Below are 17354 nucleotides of genomic sequence, written 5' to 3' on the forward strand. Positions count from 1 at the left end.
TGCGATAGGGTCTGCACCCGACCGCTTCCCGGCGTATATAGGGAGCGAAAATCACCCCTGCAACCGCACGATTGCCCTGTTATGGGCAATTCTGAACGCTTTTGCGACAAACAGAGTGAAGATTGGGTAAATGACGCGACTGAAGGTGCGTGGATTCGAAATTCACAAGGGTTTCCTGCCCTCAGAGACGCAGCGCGCGCTCATCGAAGCTTTGCGCCCGGTTCTGCGTTCTGCGCCGTTGTTCGCGCCCGATGTGCCGGGGGGGGGGAAGATGTCAGTCCGCATGACGTCGGCCGGCGCCTTCGGCTGGTTTAGTGACAGCAGCGGATATCGCTATGAGGCCGAGCATCCGTCCGGACGGCCCTGGCCCGGCATCCCCGCCGAGGTGCTCGATGTCTGGCATGGGCTGGTTGATTCGGAACGCGCGCCGGAGTGCTGCCTGTTCAACTACTACGGTGAAGGCGCGCGGATGGGTTTGCATCAGGACAAGGATGAGGCGGATTTTTCCTATCCTGTGGTTTCGATTTCGCTTGGCGATGACGGGTTGCTGCTGCTCGGAGGTACAAGCCGCAAGGAAAAGACCGAGTCGATCTGGCTCAATTCAGGCGATGTGGTCGTGATGGGTGGTTCGGCTCGGCTGGCCTATCACGGCGTTGACCGTATTCGTTTCAAGTCGTCGCGCCTGTTGCCGAAGGGAGGGCGGGTTAATCTCACACTGAGGGTGGTGACCTGACAATCGCAATGCCGGGATCAGCGACGGGCGCTCCAGCTGAGGGAGACTGCACGGCGTGTGTAAAACTCGCCCATCAGGCCAAGGACAAAGAACACGAGTGCCAACCAAGCCGTGTATTCCCACCAAGTGACATGCGGGTTGTAGTTGATGAAAATATAGCCGCGGGCCTGATCGATGACGTGAAACAGGGGGTTCCATATGAACAGCGGCAACATGTTTCCGGGTAGCGTGTTGGCGAGCACCATTTTGCCGGAAAACAGCATGTTGGAGCGTTGATAGACCGTTGATATAATCCCGATCAGGCCCGGCATCCAGGGTTTCAGAACATATAGAACCAAGCCAATGGCCGCACCCGACGCCCAGCCGAGCAGCAACATGCCAAAGGCCGGAATGGGCTCTTCAATCTGGATCGGCGTGAAGGCGACGTGATAAATGAACAGGATGATCAGCATCGACAGCACCTGAACATAGAGTGCCCCGATCGCTGCGGACAGAATCGCAATGGTTGTGTTCATTGGCGCATGCTGCATCATCGGGCTCGACGGGCCTTCAGCGCCAACAACCGCGCCGACGGTTTTGGTGTGTGTCATGAACAGGAAGACGCCTGACATCATGTAGAGAAGAAAGTCGCCACGGATTGCCGCGCCACGCATGCCGAGGACAGTGAACATGAAGTAAAAGAACATCACGAACATCACCGCCTGAATGATGTTCATCCCCAACGCGAAAAATGCGTTGTGATGTTTCGAGCGAATGCTGCGCACGACCGAGTGGAAGACAACTTCACTCAGCGTAATGGCGCGGGACAGCGATGACCTATCGGTGCGATATCGAAACATGGCCTCAATTTCAGCAGTGTGTTGCCTATAATCGCATGGATTCCTTGCTGACCCATTGCGAAGTAAGCATAAGAAGCGCAATTCTTTGTGGCAACATGTGGATCTTTGGGGGGTCTTACGGTGAATTATGACGAACTGGTCGTCGCGATGCGACGTCTTGCGCTGGAAGCTGGGCAAAAGATCATGGAGATCTACGAGGCGGATGATTTCGACGTAAAAGTCAAATCAGACGACAGTCCGGTTACCGAGGCAGATGAGGCAGCCGACGCATTGATCTCGGCCGGTCTGCGCGCGGCGTTCCCGGATATCATGCTGGTGACCGAGGAGCAGGCCGACTCTCACAAGAGCAAAGGTGATACGTTCCTGATTGTGGATCCGTTGGATGGAACCAAGGAGTTTATCAACCGTCGTGGCGACTTCACGGTGAATATTGCCTTCGTCGAGGCCGGTGTTCCGACCCGCGGTGTGGTGTACGCCCCGGCGCGTGATCGTATGTTCTACACTCTTGCTGACGGCTCTTCAGTTGAGGAGCAGGGTCCGTTTGGCCTGGAAGCCGCTGGCACCACCACGCAACTCCGCGTGGCCGCGAGCGACAATGACGCGCTCATGGTGGTCGCCTCTAAATCGCATCGGGACCAAGCCACGGACGATTACATCAATAAATACAGCGTAAAGGACATGAAGAGCGCCGGATCGTCTTTGAAGTTCTGCCTTGTCGCGACAGGTGAGGCTGATCTCTATCCGCGCGTCGGGCGCACGATGGAATGGGATACGGCCGCAGGTCATGCGGTCTTGAGCGGTGCAGGAGGCGCGGTTGTCCGTTACGACGATCACAGCCCGCTGCGGTATGGAAAAGAGGGATACGCCAATCCGTTTTTCATCGCCTACGCCCCTGATGTCGAATTGAAAGAGGCCTGAATGTCCGTTCTCATCGTGATCCCGGCACGCTATGCGTCCTCTCGTTTTCCCGGCAAGCCGCTCGCGGAGCTGACCGGTGCGTCTGGCCAGGCGCGCACGCTTATCGAGAGATCTTGGCGCGCTGCAATGGAGGTTCAGGGTGTGGACCGGGTTGTCGTTGCGACCGATGACGACCGGATCAGAACCGTGTCGGAAGGCTTCGGAGCAGAAGTTGTTATGACGTCTGCAGACTGCGCCAACGGAACTGAACGATGTGCGGAGGCCCATGCGGCACTGGGCGGAGGCTACGAAATTGTGGTCAATCTGCAAGGGGACGCGCCTCTGACACCGCCATGGTTCATCGAGGACCTGATTTCTGGGTTGAAGGATGCAACTGGCATGGGGCTGGCGACGCCGGTTCTGCGGTGTGACGGCAGCACACTCAACAGTTTGTTGGAAGATCGCCGGTCCGGGCGTGTTGGTGGGACGACCGCCGTATTCTCTGGCGATCATAGTGCGCTCTATTTCTCGAAGGAAGTCATCCCGTTCTGTGCCGAGACCTACCAGGATGCGGATGAGACCCCTGTGTTCCATCACGTCGGTGTCTACGCCTATCGTCCGGACGCGCTGAAGGCTTATCCGCAGTGGAAGGTGGGGCCGCTCGAAACACTCGAAGGGTTGGAGCAGCTGCGGTTTCTGGAGAACGGGCGCAAGATCCTCTGCGTCGAGGTCGAGGCGCGTGGTCGAGAGTTCTGGGAACTCAACAATCCGCAAGATATGCCGAAAATTGAGCACATGATGCGAAAAATGGGCCTGAGCTAGGCTGGTTTTTCTAGAACCCTATGGGTCTCACCATGTTAAATTGAGTTGTGCAGTGGTGCCGGGAGCCCTGATCCGAGCCATGCATTGCGCGAATTGTAGTGCCCGAGAAACGATCCTCTTGCGAGGCAATGGGAATGCGCACTCGTGTCCTTAGAAAATTGAGAGTTTAAATGCGTAGAAAAGTCACCAAAGCTATCTTTCCAGTCGCCGGTCTGGGGACACGTTTTCTGCCTGCGACGAAGTCCGTACCAAAGGAAATCATGACGCTGGTTGATCGTCCGTTGGTGCAGTACGCCATTGATGAGGCGCGGGCTGCAGGGATCAAGGAGTTCATCTTCGTTACGTCGCGCGGCAAGGGGGCGTTGGAGGATTATTTCGACCATTCTCCGGTTCTTGAGCAGGAGCTGCGTAAGAAGGGCAAGAATGATCTGCTCGAAGTGCTCAAATCTACCAATATGGATTCCGGAGCGATTGCCTACATTCGCCAGCACAAGGCTTTGGGGCTGGGCCACGCTGTATGGTGTGCGCGTCGCCTGATCGCAGATGAGCCATTCGCGGTGATTTTGCCTGATGATGTCATCGCGGGAGAAAAGCCCTGCCTCCAGCAGATGGTCGAGGCCTATGCCGAGACTGGAGGCAACATGGTGGCGGCTATGGAAGTCGCGCCCGAGAAAACGTCGTCTTATGGCGTGCTCGATGTAAAAGAGAACATGGGGTCCGTTGTATCGGTTAACGGGATGGTCGAAAAACCCAAAGCTGAGGATGCACCTTCGAACCTCGCGGTGATTGGGCGCTATATCCTGTCCCCTTCGGTTTTGCGCAATTTGAACCAACTCAAGCAAGGGGCTGGCGGGGAGATCCAACTCACCGATGCTATCGCCGCGGACATCTCATCCGATGTGCCAGTGTATGGCTACCGCTTTGAAGGCGAGAGGTTTGATTGTGGTTCGAAATCCGGCTTCTTGCAGGCAACCGTGGCTTTCGCGTTGGAGCGCGAAGAACTGCGTGATGACCTGATGAATTACATCACGACCATCACACAAGATCGTCGGGCCGCCGAGTAAATTTCGCGTTTCTACACGACAGTTCGAGCCTGCCCTGTTTGAAGGGACGGCTCGAACTGTGCAAAGTGCAGGCGAACTATTGTTGCAGGAGAAGACCCTCATTGACCTATGTACTGGTAACAGGAGGGGCTGGTTATATCGGCTCTCATGCTTGCAAGGCACTGAAACTGGATGGCTATACACCCGTCACCTACGACAATCTCGTGACGGGCTGGCAGGATGCGGTGAAATTCGGCCCGTTTGAACGCGGCGAACTGACAGATCGCGCCCGCCTTGATGAGGTTTTTGCGAAGTACCAACCAGCCGCTGTCATGCACTTTGCGGCACTGAGTCAGGTTGGCGAGGCTATGAGTCAGCCCGGTCGGTATTGGGCAAACAATGTCGGTGGCTCGTTATGCCTGATTGAAGCGGCCGTTCATGCGGGTTGTATGAACTTCGTGTTTTCCTCGACCTGCGCCACCTATGGTGAGCACGACAATGTTGTGCTGGATGAGGCAACATCGCAAAAGCCACTGAACGCCTATGGCGCATCAAAGCGCGCGGTCGAAGACATCCTTGGAGATTTCGAGGCTGCATATGGACTGCGGTCGGTGATCTTTCGCTACTTCAACGTCGCTGGTGCGGATCCAGAGGCCGAAGTTGGTGAGTTTCATCAACCGGAGACACATTTGATCCCGTTGATGATCCAGGCGATCCGAGGCGAACGTGCAGCGCTGACAGTGTTTGGGACGGATTATGACACGCCGGATGGAACCTGCATTCGCGATTACGTGCATGTCTGCGACCTTGTTGACGCACATGTCCTTGGGTTGAAGTGGCTGGAAAACGGCAAGGGCAGCCGGGTATTCAACCTTGGCACCGGGTCGGGCTTCTCGGTGCGCGAAGTGATTGATCATTCCCGTGCGGTCACCAATCAGGAGGTGCCATATTCCGTTGGCGATCGGCGGGCCGGTGATTGCACCAAACTGGTGTCGGGCTCGACGCGGGCCAGTGAGGAACTGGGCTGGGAGCCAAAGCGCTCAACGCTTGAGAAGATGATCGCCGACGCATGGCAATGGCATCAAGTCGGCCAGTACGAGCGCTGATATGTCGGTTGGCCATGGGTGGCATAGCGCGCTTCTCGCGGCCTACCGTATGCGATGGAAACGACGACGTTTGCTTTGGCGCGGTCTGCAGGCCCGTCATGCACTTCGGGTGATCGCGGATCGCACCGACCAGCGCGCGACCGATAGTATCCTTTGCCTGTCTACGGTGCGCAATGAATGCCGCCGGCTCCCGTATTTCCTGACACATTACCGACGACTGGGAGTCGGGCATTTTCTCTTTGTCGATAACGGCAGCACTGATGATACGCAGGCGTTTCTGGCAGAGCAGCCGGATGTGTCGCTTTGGACCACCGGGGCCAGCTATAAGGCGGCGCGATTTGGCGTCGATTGGCTGACGTGGCTACAGATCCGTTATGGCCACGGGCATTGGTGCCTGACGGCGGATGCGGATGAGCTGCTGATAATCCCGCATATGGAGCATCGGGGCCTTGGGGATCTGACCGCGTGGCTGGATGCGCAGGGGGTTCCCGCGTTTGGTGCAATGATGTTGGATATGTACCCCAAAGGCCCAGTTGCGGAGCAGGCCTACACTGTGGGCGACGACCCCACGCGCACATTGAGCTGGTTCGACGGCTGGGGTTATACATGGGAACGCCAGTTGAAATACGGGAATATTTCAATCCGGGGCGGCCCCCGGCAGCGGCTGTTCTTTGCGGACTGCCCCGACTTCGCACCGCATCTCCATAAGGTGCCGTTGGTCCGTTGGAGCCGCCGCTACGCCTATGTCAGCTCGACCCATATCGCGCTGCCGCGACGCCTGAATGCAGTCTTTGACGCGCGCAGTGGAGTGCCGACTGGCATCTTCTTGCACACAAAGTTCCTGGATGAAATCGTCGATAAATCAGTCACGGAGAAGACGCGTGGAGAGCATTTCACGCACGCGGACCGATATGATGAGTACTATGATCGTCTGAGCGAAAACCCGACCCTCTGGCATAGCGAGTCTGAGCGATATCAAGGCTGGCAGCATATGGAATCGCTAGGGCTGATGACGCGTGGCAACTGGTCAGGCTGAGACCGATTATGTGAGGTCGGCAATGGTTTCTATACGCATTGTTTCCATTATGTTTACATGAGATACATGGCTGAAAAGAGATAATAGCCTGGCTGATGGTTTGGCCAGCGGTGTTCAGTTGGGGGCAGTTTACTGGTGAAGGGCTGGGACTCGTATCGCATGCGCCTGAAGCGGAAGCGTCGGCTCCTTCGGGCGCTGCGCAAATCGCGTGAGTTGCGTACGGTGCAGGACAATACCGGTCGAATTCGTCCGGGTGATATCCTGCTGTTCTCGACATTTCGCAACGAGACCATTCGCCTTCCATATTTTCTGCAGTACTACCGTAGCCTTGGCGTAAATCACTTCTTCTTTGTGGATAATGATTCAGACGATGGTTGTCTGTCCTACCTGAAGGGCATGCCCGATGTGTCGGTTTGGCACAGCAAGTCCAGCTACAAGCGGGCGACCTTTGGTGTCGATTGGATGAACTACCTGCTGCGCAAATACGCCGATGGTCACTGGTCGCTCGTAGTCGATCCGGATGAGTTCTTCGTTTACCCCTTTTGCGATACACGTCCGGTGCGGGCGCTTACAGATTGGCTTGATGAAGCCCGTATTCGCAGTTTCTCGGCCATGCTTCTGGACCTCTATCCCAAGGGACGTATCGACGAGGTACCATATCAGGCGGGGCAGGATCCGCTTGATATTGTTCAGTGGTTCGACAGTGGGAACTACACCATTCGCAAGAATGAGAGGTTTGGAAACCTCTGGATTCAGGGTGGGCCACGGGCGAGGGTCTTCTTTGCGGATCGGCCCAAAATTGCTCCGGCGCTGAACAAGATCCCTTTGGTCAAGTGGAGTCGTAAATACGCTTATGTCAGTTCGACCCACATGCTGTTGCCGCGCGGATTGAACCAGGTCTACGATGACAATGGTGGCGAGAAAGCCAGCGGCATCCTGCTGCACACCAAATTTCTCGATACGTTCTCCGCCAAGGCACAGGAGGAGCTGCGCCGCCGCGAGCATTATGCCGGCTCGGTCGAGTACAAGGCCTATGCCGAGCTGCTGCAGGAGCGGCCTGAGCTTTGGTGTAAGTGGAGTGAGAAATACATCAACTGGCGGCAGCTGGAGATCCTCGGCCTGATGTCCAAGGGGAACTGGGCATGAGCACCGTGGGCATCGTCATGCTGGTCCATACGGCTCTTGACCGCGCAGAGCAGGTGACGCGCCACTGGACGGCCGGGGGCTGCCCCGTCGTAATACATGTGGATCGTAAGGTTGAAGCGCGCACGTTCCAGGCCTTTCGCGAACGGTTATCGAAGAACCCACTGGTGCGATTTTCCCGCCGACATCGCTGTGAATGGGGCACATGGGGGATTGTATCCGCTTCCCAGTCCGCATCGGAGCTGCTGCTTAAGGAGTTTCCGGATGTGGGTCACGTGTATCTGGCCTCTGGGTCCTGTCTGCCACTGCGCCCGGTGCAGGAACTCGTAGACTATCTGCAGCAGCGACCCGAAACCGATTTTATCGAAAGTGCGACAACTGCGGATGTGCCGTGGATCGTGGGTGGCTTGAGCACGGAGCGCTTCACGCTTCACTTTCCCATTTCCTGGAAGCGTCAGCGCAAGCTGTTTGACGCCTATGTGAATGTTCAGCGCAAACTGAAGGTCCGTCGCCGCATTCCGGCCGGGTTGGTCCCGCATATGGGCAGTCAGTGGTGGTGCCTGACGCGAAAGACGCTGTCGGCCATTCTTAACGATCCGGAGCGGCCCCGCAACGACGCCTATTTCCGGTATGTGTGGATTCCAGATGAAAGCTACTATCAGACTCTGGCACGCCTGCATTCCAGCAAGATCGAGAGCCGCTCGCTGACGTTGTCAAAATTTGACTACCAGGGCAAACCGCACATCTTTTATGATGACCACTTGCAGCTGTTGCGGCGGTCTGATTGCTTTGTTGCGCGCAAGATATGGCCTCAGGCTGAGCGGCTCTATCAGGCGTTTCTCTCGCCGCCATCCGCTGAAACGAAGCGCACGGAGCCCAATCCCGGCAAGATCGACAGGATCTTTGCCAAGGCGGTGGAGCGACGCACACGCGGCCGCCGTGGGCTCTACATGCAGAGCCGATTTCCGCGACACGGTGCGGAGAACGGCCTGACGTCGGGCCCTTATTCGGTGTTTCAGGGGTTTGCGGAGTTGTTCGAGGACTTCGAAATCTGGCTCGGGCGTGCAACCGGCACACGGGTGCACGGGCATCTATTCGCGCCTGAGCGGGCGGAATTTTCTGGCGCTCAGCCGCTGTTCAATGGTTGCCTCAGCGACAGCGCGGTGCAGCGTGACCACAACCCCGAGAGTTTTCTTGCCAATTTGATCTGGAACACGCGCGGAGAACGGCAGTGTTTTCAGTTTGGCCCGCGGGATACGCAGAAGGCCAACAGTTTCATGAGCCGCGATACCAACGCGCAAATTTCGGTGATTTCCGGGGCATGGGCTGTGAGCCTGTTCCGATCAAACCGGAACTTCGCCGATTTGCGTCGCGAGGCTGCCCGTCTACAGTGGATTGAAGCCAATCATCTGAAGCTGCTTCGCTCACAATGGGCGAGCGCTCGCATTCGCATCTGGAGCATGGCGGAATTTATCGAGGCGCCGATGGAGAATCTGCAAACGATCATTGACGAAATTGGACCATCTGCCACCAACCACATCGGCGAGGCGCCCCAACTGGTTGACCTGGACGGGTTTGGCCAGTTCCTTCAAAATCTGAAAAACCAAGGGATGCATCCCTATCTGATGGGTGATTTCCCGGTGGAGGCTACGCCCTCCCGTGCGATGCAGCGCCCGCGTAAAGTCTATCTGGTAAAGTAAAGCATATGACCGGCAGCTTCTCCTCATTCGTCGTGTTTGCTGAAATGCGTACAGGTTCGAATTTTCTCGAGACGAACCTCAATGCACTTGAGGGCGTGGTTTGCCACGGTGAAGCGTTCAATCCGCATTTTATTGGCTACCCAAACCGGACGGAGATCCTTGGCATCACACAAGATACCCGTGACGCAGAGCCTTTGCAGCTCTTGGATGCGATCCGGTCGGATGCGGGTGCGCTACGTGGATTTCGTTACTTTCACGATCATGATCCTCGGATTCTGGACCAGGTTCTCGATGATCCTCGCGTCGCGAAGATCATCCTGACCCGCAATCCGCTCGACAGCTACGTCTCATGGAAAATCGCGCAGGCCACCGGCCAGTGGAAGCTGACCAATGTGGCCAGGCGCAAAGATGCCAAGGCGACCTTTGATGCAACGGAGTTCAGCACGCATGTCGAGGATCAGCAGGCCTTTCAGGTGCAGCTGTTGAACCACATGCAACGCACGGGTCAAACGGGCTTCTACATTGCGTATGAGGACCTGCAGAACCTTGACGTGATGAATGGGTTAGCAGCTTGGCTTGGTGTGTCGGCTCGTCTTGAGGCTCTGGATGACAGCTTGAAGCGGCAAAACCCAGCTCCGGTTACATCAAAGGTGACGAACCCTGAGGATATGGCGGCGGCGCTGTCCGGTTTGGATCGGTTCAATCTGTCGCGAACGCCAAATTTTGAACCACGTCGTGGTCCTGCAGTGCCAGGATATGTTGCGGGAGTTGTGACGCCGCTCCTCTATATGCCGATCCGCAACGGGCTTGAGCAAGTGGTGACAAACTGGATGGGTGAGTTGGACCATGTGTCTGCTGAGGGTCTGATCAGCGGTATGAACCAGAAACAGCTGCGGCAATGGCGACGCGGCACCCCCGATCATCGCAGCTTTACGGTTGTGCGGCATCCGTTGGCGCGGGCACATGACGTGTTTTGCAGGAAGATATTGACGACGGCGACGGGAAGTATGACCCAGATCCGCAACACGTTGCGCCGACGTTTTGACCTCACTGTACCGGAAGGTGAGCCAGATCAATCCTACACGCGCGCGCAGCATCGTGCAGCGTTTGAGCAATTCTTGGTCTTCCTGAAAGCAAATCTTTCCGGCCAAACCGCAATTCGCATAGATCCGCATTGGGCAAGCCAAACGCAGATCATCAAAGGGTTTTCTGAGTTGGGTGCGCCAGATTTTATCTTCCGAGAGGCCGACATGACAGAGGATCTGCCGTGGCTTGCACGCAAGCTGGGGCGCATGAAGCCAGCCTCCGTCCCTGCCTGTGGCACCGGGAAGCCATTCTCATTGGCGGATATCTATGATGACAAGCTGGAGGCCATCTGCCGATCGATTTACGCGCGCGACTATCTTATCTATGGATTCGGAGATTGGTCGTAGTCGCCGTCGGCAGCGGTGCGGACACCTGGCAACGGCATGCCTGCAACGCCGGCGTTATCGGATTCAGGCCGCTTGCACCGATTGGCTTTCCGTCAGGATTGTGTGGAGCGTCGACGGGTCCGGATTGGCCCGCAGCTTGGTGCAAAAACTCTGTTCGCGCAGGGTGCGGGAGACCAAAGCCAGCGCCTTGAGGTGTTCGACCCCGGCGTCCACCGGCGCAAACAATGCAAAGACCACATCGACCGGCTGGCGGTCGACCGCGCCAAAGTCCAAAGGCTTCTCTAACGAAACAAACACACCGACCACGCGATCAATGCCACTGAGCCGGGCATGCGGCAGGGCGACCCCATGGCCAACGCCGGTGGGGCCGAGGCTTTCGCGATCCAACAGCGCTTCTACGGTTGGAGATGCGTCAAGCCCATAGGCTGAATGGGCCACTTCGGCGACTTCCTGAAACAGGCGCTTCTTGCTCGATGCCGCTCCGATGACTCGTACGGCCTCCTGCTTGAGGATGTTCGAAATCTGCATTGCCACTGCTCCACTCGGGGTGAAGGGGCCGTTCTGAGGCCCCTTCGAAATTCAATCAGGGATCGATCCAGCCGATGTTGCCATCTTCGCGCCGATACACCACGTTCAGTCCGTCTTTTCCTTCGTTGCGGAATATCAGAACGGGAGAGCCAGCCAACTCCATTTGCATCACGGCTTCACCGACCGACAAAGATGGGATTTTGGTCTCCATCTCAGCCACAATGATCGGTTGCAGCGATTCCGGCTCCGCGTCGGATTCCACTTGATCAGACGCGAGGATATACGAGCTGGCCCCCATAAGTTCAACCGGAACGGCTCGATCCCGGTGATGGTCCTTCAGCCGCCGCTTGTAGCGCCGCAGCTGTTTATCCATTTTTTCCAAGCATCCGTCAAAGGAGCTATAGATTTCAGTGGCATGGGATTTGGCCTGACAGGTCAGGCCTGTCGACAGATGAACGATTGCTTCGCAGACAAATTCATGCGCATTGCGGGAGAAAACGACCTGCGCGTCGGTAGGTCGGCCTGCGTATTTCTCCAAGACCGCACTTAGCTCGGTCTCTACATGAGTTTGTAGAGATTCGCCGATGTCGATCTGTTTTCCGCTGACTTTGTAACGCATGTGATCTCCTTTTTGTTTTGCCTGGACCCGTGCAGAACGGTGCAAGGAACTTGCTCAGTCTGTCTTAGGATTGCCAGGAAGGATGGGCGCCACGTGCGGCATGCAGCGTGCCGGACCCTGAAGACAGGATCATCGCGGAGACTGCAGCGGGTCGCACATGTGCCATGCTTCAATTCGATGACAAAGCCTGCACGGAGTCAATGTAATTCAGCGTGCAAAGGAGGTGTCCTAACAACCTTTCGGCGAGCGCTCGCCGGTGTTGATCGCTGTAGGGCTATCTAGGAGATGCGGAAGTTGTCGCCGAGGTAGACGCGGCGGACATTTTCGTTCTCGACAACCTCTGCCGGGCTGCCTGACATCAGTACCTGTCCATCATGAAGGATATAAGCCCGATCCACGATTTCCAGAGTCTCGCGCACATTGTGATCCGTTATCAAAACACCGATTCCGCGGGTTTTGAGATCAGAAACAAGGCCGCGGATGTCGCCAACGGAGATCGGATCGACACCGGCAAAGGGTTCATCCAAAAGCAGATATTTCGGATCAGCCGCAAGGCAGCGGGCGATTTCGACACGACGGCGTTCGCCACCCGACAGCGCAAGTGCGGGGGCCCGGCGCAGGTGTTCTATCGAAAAGTCCGACAACAACTCCTCCAAACGCTCCCGGCGTTTGTGTTCGTCCGAGACCGCGATATCGAGCACGGCAGAAATATTGTCCTCGACCGACAGACCGCGAAAAATCGACATTTCCTGCGGTAGATAGCCGATACCCAAACGTGCCCTGCGGTACATCGGCAGGGTGGTGACATTCTGACCGTCGATGGTGACGCTGCCCGCTTCGGGAAAGACGAGGCCTGCAATCGTGTAGAAACTCGTAGTCTTGCCGGAACCGTTGGGGCCGAGCAACGCAACAACTTCGCCGCGGTTCAACTCCATCGACACGTCGCGGATGACCACTTTCTTGCGGTAGCTCTTGCGCATCTTCTCAATGCGCAAACCAGATGAGCCTGAGGTAACTTTCAGATCTGGACGGGCCATCAGTCGCCGCCGCTACCTGGCAAGGTGGTGCGCACGCGCCCGTTGAGGGTTGCGTTGCCGGTTGTCAAATTCACAGTCATTTGTTCCGCGCCCAGGGTGTTGCCCTTCTGCGTGAGGAGGACATCGCCCCGCATCACGACCGTTCCGTTTTCTATGGTATAGTCTGCGGTTCTGGCTTCAGCCGCATCCTCACCACTGACCAACAGTACATTCCCGCGCGCTTCGAGCCGTTCGATCCCGTTGCCATCCGTTTTCCGGACCACCAACACATTATCAGCGCTCAGCCGCATCTCACCTTGAATGATCAGCACGTTTCCGGTCAGCAAGGCTGAACCGTCTTCCTGATTCACACTCAAATTGTCGGATGTGATATCAACAGGTTGCGACGTGTCTGTTTGGAGAACGCCGAATGAGACCCCTGTCCCTTGTGCTATTGCGACAGGGGAAAGGAGCAGTGTTGTAAGGCCAAAAAGAATAACTAATGTCAGTCGTAGCACGGGCTATCTTTCTACTTTTGCAGGATCGTACACCAGCTTTACGCCGTCCGTGAACTCAATATGTACGGGACCGTTCTGAGAATTTGTGAATATCCGCATCGTGCCCGCTTCGAAATCTCCCAACGGGCCGGTTGCCGTGACGGTTCCGGGGCTGGTGATCTCCAGCCCGTCGAGCAGCGCATTCAGTGTTTCCGTTTCGACACGTGTGCCATCTGCCGTGATGATCCGAACATTCCCAGTCAGCACTGCGGTGTTCTTGTCCGGGCGAACAGAACCCGCGTCTGACAGCATCAGGATGCTGCGCCCGTCAGACGTGCGGATTTCGGCTTCGAGATCACTTGCCGATGCAGTGTTTCCTTCGCCACCCGGCAAGGCTTTGGTCGCTGCGATAGTGACTTCGTGCCCGGTCTTGGTTGTTCCGGTGAAGAATGGGGCAGTGACTTGTTGTCCGCGCAGACGACTTTCGAGGTCGACCTCTGCAAATGGTATCGCAGAATCGGTTTCGATCCGACGTGAAATGAGAAACAGGGTCGAAAGCAGCGCAAGCGCCGCAAGCGGCAATGCGACCTTGAGATAGGCAACGATACGCGAATAGCGATCCACCATGTCCGTGCCTCCTCTCAAACTCTATTATGCGGGGGTCCCGTCAGGGACGTGAAACGTGATGTTGCTCAGGAATGGGCAAAGATGTCGGTGTCCGGCCATCCGGCCAGATCAAGTCGGGCGCGGGTGGGCAGGAAATCAAAACATGCCTGAGCCAAATCGCGGCGATCTTCTCGCTCCAGGCGGAGATCCAATTCCTCGCGCAGCCTGTGCAGGTGGAGCACATCAGAGGCGGCGTAATCACGTTGTGCCTGCGTCAGGGTCTCGGCGCCCCAATCGCTCATCTGCTGTTGTTTGGAGATATCGAGGCCAAGCAGATCCTGTGTCAGGTTCTTAAGCCCGTGACGATCCGTGTAAGTGCGCACCATGCGGCTGGCGATCTTGGTGCAGTACACCGGGGCGGTCAGAGCCCCAAAGGTCTGATACAAGGCAGCGATATCGAAGCGCCCAAAGTGAAAGAGCTTCAGCACCTTGGGATCTGTCAATATGCGTGTGAGGTTCGGCGCTTCGCTCTGCCCTTTGGCTATCTGAACCAGATGCGCATTGCCGTCGCCGCTGGACATCTGCACCACGCAAAGCCGGTCCCGATGCGGGTTGAGGCCCATGGTTTCGCAGTCGATGGCCACAACAGGTCCAAGGTCAAGGGTGTCGGGAAGATCATTCTGGTAAAGATGCGTGGCCACGTGGCTGTCCTTGATCCTGCGAGGATTTCTAGGGTGCGGGTTAACGCCGACATAGGCGCTTTATGGTCTAAACTCAACAGGCGGTGAGATCAGTACCTGTGGTGAGTTTGCGCGTATTTTCTGCCGATCCTTTGCATGTCGCGCCGCAGAATGTCTAAGTCATGATCGGGTCGCCAACTGCGCCCGACATGCGAAATACGGGCACGAGTCTTGCAGGCCGGACATATGTGCATCGCAGGCTCGGCGGTCTATATCTGATCTTACAGCGACAGGCGTCTCTATCGGTTTCTTTGGCATACTCTATATAATTCATTGCCTTTTCCCGGTGTGTCTTGGGCAAGGTGAGGCGCATGATTTCCGCTTGTTCAAGACATCTGATGCCAAGTTGACGGCTCGCAAACTCTCGACGAGGGCTTGCCAAGATACCGCGCCTTTGCTTTGTCCCGTTCTTGCCGGGGTTAACCGGCAACGCCATAGAGAGCAAAATGCGCATGCTGGGTGCAATACGCAAGAACCCGGATCGACGTCAGACCTTTGTGATCGTCGGCCTTGGAAATTTCGGATCGACCGTCGCCAAGGAACTGAGCCGCTTCGGCAATCATGTGATCGGAATAGACTCCAATGAGGCGCGGGTCAGTCAATATGCTGATGAATTGTCTCAGGCATTGATCATCGACGCCCGCGACGATCTTGCCCTGCGACAGGCAGGAATTGCGGATTGCGATGTTGCGTTGGTCGCAATGGGCTCCGATCTGGAAGCTTCCATCCTGGCGGCCATCAACCTCAAGACCCTCGGCGTGCCTGTGGTCTGGGCGAAGGCCACTACCAAGACCCATCACCGTATCCTCAGCAAGCTGAAGGTGGATCGGATCATCCACCCGGAAGTCGACGTGGGCATGCATATCGCACAGGTTCTGCACAATCCGCTGGTGCGTGACTACGTGAGCCTTGGCAACGGCTACCATGTGGTGAACTTCAAGATCCCACGGTCGCTGGAAGGCAAGGCGCTGGTGGATATCCCCTATGCCGCCGGCCACAACTTGCGCTGCATTGGCGTGATGCGCGGTACCGAGTTCCTCGGACAGGATGGCTCTGACTGCACCCTCGCGCAGGACGATCTGTTGATCCTGCTCGGGAAACGCTCCGACTTGCGAAATTTTGCGGCCAGCCTGTCTTGAAACGCCCCGCAGTAAAGGCCGCTCCACCGGTTGATCGCGGATTGCCGCCACCATTGGTGCTGGCACTCCTTTATTTCTCCAGCATCTTCATCGGCGCGTTGCTGTTGTGGATGCCGATGTCGCATACCGGCGCGGTCGGCTTTGGCGATGCGTTTTTCACCTCTGCCTCGGCGGTGACGGTGACGGGGCTGGCAGTGGTGGATACCGGCAGCGATCTCACGCTGATCGGGCAGGCCATTCTCGCGCTTCTGATCCAGCTTGGCGGACTGGGGCTGATGGCCTTTGCGGTGCTGCTGCTGTCTGCGCTGGGCCTGCCTGTTGGGCTGCCGCAACGGCTGGTGCTGCGCGAGGACCTCAATCAGCGCACCCTCGGCGGGCTGGCGATCATCGTGCGCACCATCATGCTGGTGGCGCTGGTGTGCGAGCTGGCCGGGGCAGCGATTCTGTCCTTTGTGTTTGTGCCGGAACTGGGCTGGTCCTTGGGGCTATGGCATGCGGTGTTTCACAGCATCTCCGCCTTTAATAACGCAGGTTTTGCGCTCTATCCCGACAGTCTGTCGGGCTATGCAAATGATCCCATCATCAACATCACCATTCCGGCTTTGTTCATTCTTGGTGGCCTGGGCTCTATCGTGGTGGGCGATCTGGTCCGCGCACGATCATGGCGGCGGCTCAGCCTGCACAGCAAGTTGATGCTGACGGGAACCCTGTCGTTGATCCTTGTTGGTTGGGCGGGTTTCGCCGCACTTGAGTGGACAAACCCCGCCACGCTTGGCGGTATGCCCGACACGGCCAGCCGCCTCTGGGCGAGTTGGTTTCAGGCGGTGACCCCGCGCACGGCTGGCTTCAACACGATCGACACCGGCGGGATGCACGACAGCACCTCCCTGATGACCATGTCGCTGATGCTGGTGGGAGGCGGAAGCACCTCCACCGCGGGCGGTATCAAGGTGACCACGCTGATCGTGTTATTGATCGGCACCGTTGCCTTCTTTCGCCGTCAAACCGCGCTGCATGTTTTTGGCCGCAGCCTCGGGGTGGAGGATGTGATGAAGGTCATGGCGCTGACCACCATCAGCATTTTCGTTGTTTTGGTGGGGATCTTCCTGATCTCCGTTTCACATGACGATGCATTCCTCGATCTTGCATTTGAGGCCACGTCTGCCTTCGGCACCGTTGGACTGTCGCGTGGCGCAACCGGCGAGCTCGATGGTTTTGGTCGCGCAGTCATCATTGCAATCATGTTCTTGGGGCGGGTCGGGCCGCTGACACTGGGCTTTTTCCTCGCCACGCACAGCAGGCCACGCGTGCGCTATCCCAAGGGTGATGTGTATCTGGGCTGAGACGTGACTTGGGTCCGCCATATTGCATTTTGGGAGTGTGAAGAATTCTCGCCATCACTGGCGGGATTCCGCTCCTCTTTCAGTTGAGATCAATTCACCTCTGGAACGCTACGC

The 17354-nt window shown here is 56.9% G+C and carries 18 protein-coding genes; 11 read left to right on the forward strand and 7 right to left on the reverse strand.

What is annotated here, in order from left to right:
- Positions 1–130: 130 nt before the first annotated feature.
- A complete protein-coding gene (locus R0J92_RS18630; protein WP_411052699.1) occupies positions 131–733 on the forward strand; it encodes an alpha-ketoglutarate-dependent dioxygenase AlkB family protein in 603 nt (200 codons plus the stop codon).
- A 17-nt stretch (positions 734–750) separates the two neighbouring features.
- Here the strand turns inward: R0J92_RS18630 and R0J92_RS18635 are convergent, their stop codons facing one another.
- Positions 751–1572, reverse strand: a complete 822-nt coding sequence (locus R0J92_RS18635) for an ABC transporter permease (RefSeq protein WP_106162547.1) — start codon at positions 1570–1572, stop codon at positions 751–753.
- A gap of 120 nt (positions 1573–1692) precedes the next feature.
- On the opposite strand from R0J92_RS18635, the gene cysQ reads away from it, so the two are divergent.
- The 8 genes from cysQ (at position 1693) to R0J92_RS18675 (ending at position 10752) form a co-directional block, all read left to right on the forward strand.
- On the forward strand, positions 1693–2490 hold the full coding sequence (gene cysQ, locus R0J92_RS18640) for a 3'(2'),5'-bisphosphate nucleotidase CysQ (RefSeq protein ID WP_411052700.1): 798 nt from the start codon (positions 1693–1695) through the stop codon (positions 2488–2490).
- Complete coding sequence (locus tag R0J92_RS18645) at positions 2491–3291, forward strand: 3-deoxy-manno-octulosonate cytidylyltransferase (protein ID WP_411052701.1); 801 nt, start codon at positions 2491–2493, stop codon at positions 3289–3291.
- A 170-nt stretch (positions 3292–3461) separates the two neighbouring features.
- Positions 3462–4355: a UTP--glucose-1-phosphate uridylyltransferase GalU gene (gene galU / locus R0J92_RS18650; protein ID WP_411052702.1), complete on the forward strand. Its 894-nt coding sequence runs from the start codon at positions 3462–3464 to the stop codon at positions 4353–4355.
- A gap of 101 nt (positions 4356–4456) precedes the next feature.
- Positions 4457–5440 carry a UDP-glucose 4-epimerase GalE gene (gene galE, locus R0J92_RS18655; protein WP_411052703.1) on the forward strand — a complete coding sequence of 328 codons (984 nt, stop codon included), beginning with the start codon at positions 4457–4459 and terminating at the stop codon, positions 5438–5440.
- Positions 5441–5510: 70 nt separating this feature from the next.
- Positions 5511–6476: a glycosyltransferase family 2 protein gene (locus tag R0J92_RS18660; protein WP_411052704.1), complete on the forward strand. Its 966-nt coding sequence runs from the start codon at positions 5511–5513 to the stop codon at positions 6474–6476.
- A gap of 159 nt (positions 6477–6635) precedes the next feature.
- A complete protein-coding gene (locus tag R0J92_RS18665) occupies positions 6636–7622 on the forward strand; it encodes a glycosyltransferase family 2 protein (RefSeq protein ID WP_411052705.1) in 987 nt (328 codons plus the stop codon).
- Entirely contained in the window at positions 7619–9319 is a 1701-nt protein-coding gene (locus R0J92_RS18670; RefSeq protein ID WP_317384779.1) for a beta-1,6-N-acetylglucosaminyltransferase, read from the forward strand. The genes R0J92_RS18665 and R0J92_RS18670 overlap by 4 nt, the downstream gene beginning before the upstream one ends.
- Positions 9320–9324: 5 nt before the next feature.
- Positions 9325–10752, forward strand: a complete 1428-nt coding sequence (locus tag R0J92_RS18675) for a sulfotransferase family 2 domain-containing protein (RefSeq protein WP_411052706.1) — start codon at positions 9325–9327, stop codon at positions 10750–10752.
- A 63-nt stretch (positions 10753–10815) separates the two neighbouring features.
- Here the strand turns inward: R0J92_RS18675 and R0J92_RS18680 are convergent, their stop codons facing one another.
- The 6 genes from R0J92_RS18680 to R0J92_RS18705 all read right to left on the reverse strand — a co-directional run bounded on the left by R0J92_RS18680 (position 10816) and on the right by R0J92_RS18705 (position 14719).
- Complete coding sequence (locus R0J92_RS18680; RefSeq protein ID WP_106162556.1) at positions 10816–11280, reverse strand: PTS sugar transporter subunit IIA; 465 nt, start codon at positions 11278–11280, stop codon at positions 10816–10818.
- 55 nt (positions 11281–11335) lie between these two features.
- Entirely contained in the window at positions 11336–11899 is a 564-nt protein-coding gene (hpf, locus tag R0J92_RS18685; RefSeq protein ID WP_106162557.1) for a ribosome hibernation-promoting factor, HPF/YfiA family, read from the reverse strand.
- A 278-nt stretch (positions 11900–12177) separates the two neighbouring features.
- Complete coding sequence (lptB, locus tag R0J92_RS18690) at positions 12178–12936, reverse strand: LPS export ABC transporter ATP-binding protein (protein ID WP_106162558.1); 759 nt, start codon at positions 12934–12936, stop codon at positions 12178–12180.
- Positions 12936–13433, reverse strand: coding sequence for a lipopolysaccharide transport periplasmic protein LptA (lptA, locus tag R0J92_RS18695; RefSeq protein WP_106162559.1), 498 nt, complete (start codon positions 13431–13433; stop codon positions 12936–12938). Before lptA ends, lptB begins: the two co-directional genes overlap by 1 nt.
- 3 nt (positions 13434–13436) lie before the next feature.
- Positions 13437–14036 (reverse strand): LPS export ABC transporter periplasmic protein LptC, encoded by a 600-nt coding sequence (gene lptC / locus R0J92_RS18700; RefSeq protein ID WP_106162724.1) that lies wholly within the window; start codon positions 14034–14036, stop codon positions 13437–13439.
- A gap of 68 nt (positions 14037–14104) precedes the next feature.
- Positions 14105–14719, reverse strand: coding sequence for a ribonuclease D (locus tag R0J92_RS18705; RefSeq protein ID WP_317384776.1), 615 nt, complete (start codon positions 14717–14719; stop codon positions 14105–14107).
- 491 nt (positions 14720–15210) lie between these two features.
- On the opposite strand from R0J92_RS18705, the gene R0J92_RS18710 reads away from it, so the two are divergent.
- Both R0J92_RS18710 and R0J92_RS18715 read left to right on the forward strand, forming a co-directional pair.
- Positions 15211–15897, forward strand: coding sequence for a TrkA family potassium uptake protein (locus tag R0J92_RS18710; RefSeq protein WP_317384775.1), 687 nt, complete (start codon positions 15211–15213; stop codon positions 15895–15897).
- The gene (locus R0J92_RS18715; protein WP_411052707.1) at positions 15894–17240 is read left to right on the forward strand and encodes a TrkH family potassium uptake protein; all 1347 of its coding nucleotides are present in this window, start codon (positions 15894–15896) and stop codon (positions 17238–17240) included. The genes R0J92_RS18710 and R0J92_RS18715 overlap by 4 nt, the downstream gene beginning before the upstream one ends.
- Positions 17241–17354: the final 114 nt, after the last annotated feature.

This window comes from Tritonibacter sp. SIMBA_163 (assembly GCF_046535935.1).
GTDB lineage: Bacteria > Pseudomonadota > Alphaproteobacteria > Rhodobacterales > Rhodobacteraceae > Epibacterium > Epibacterium scottomollicae.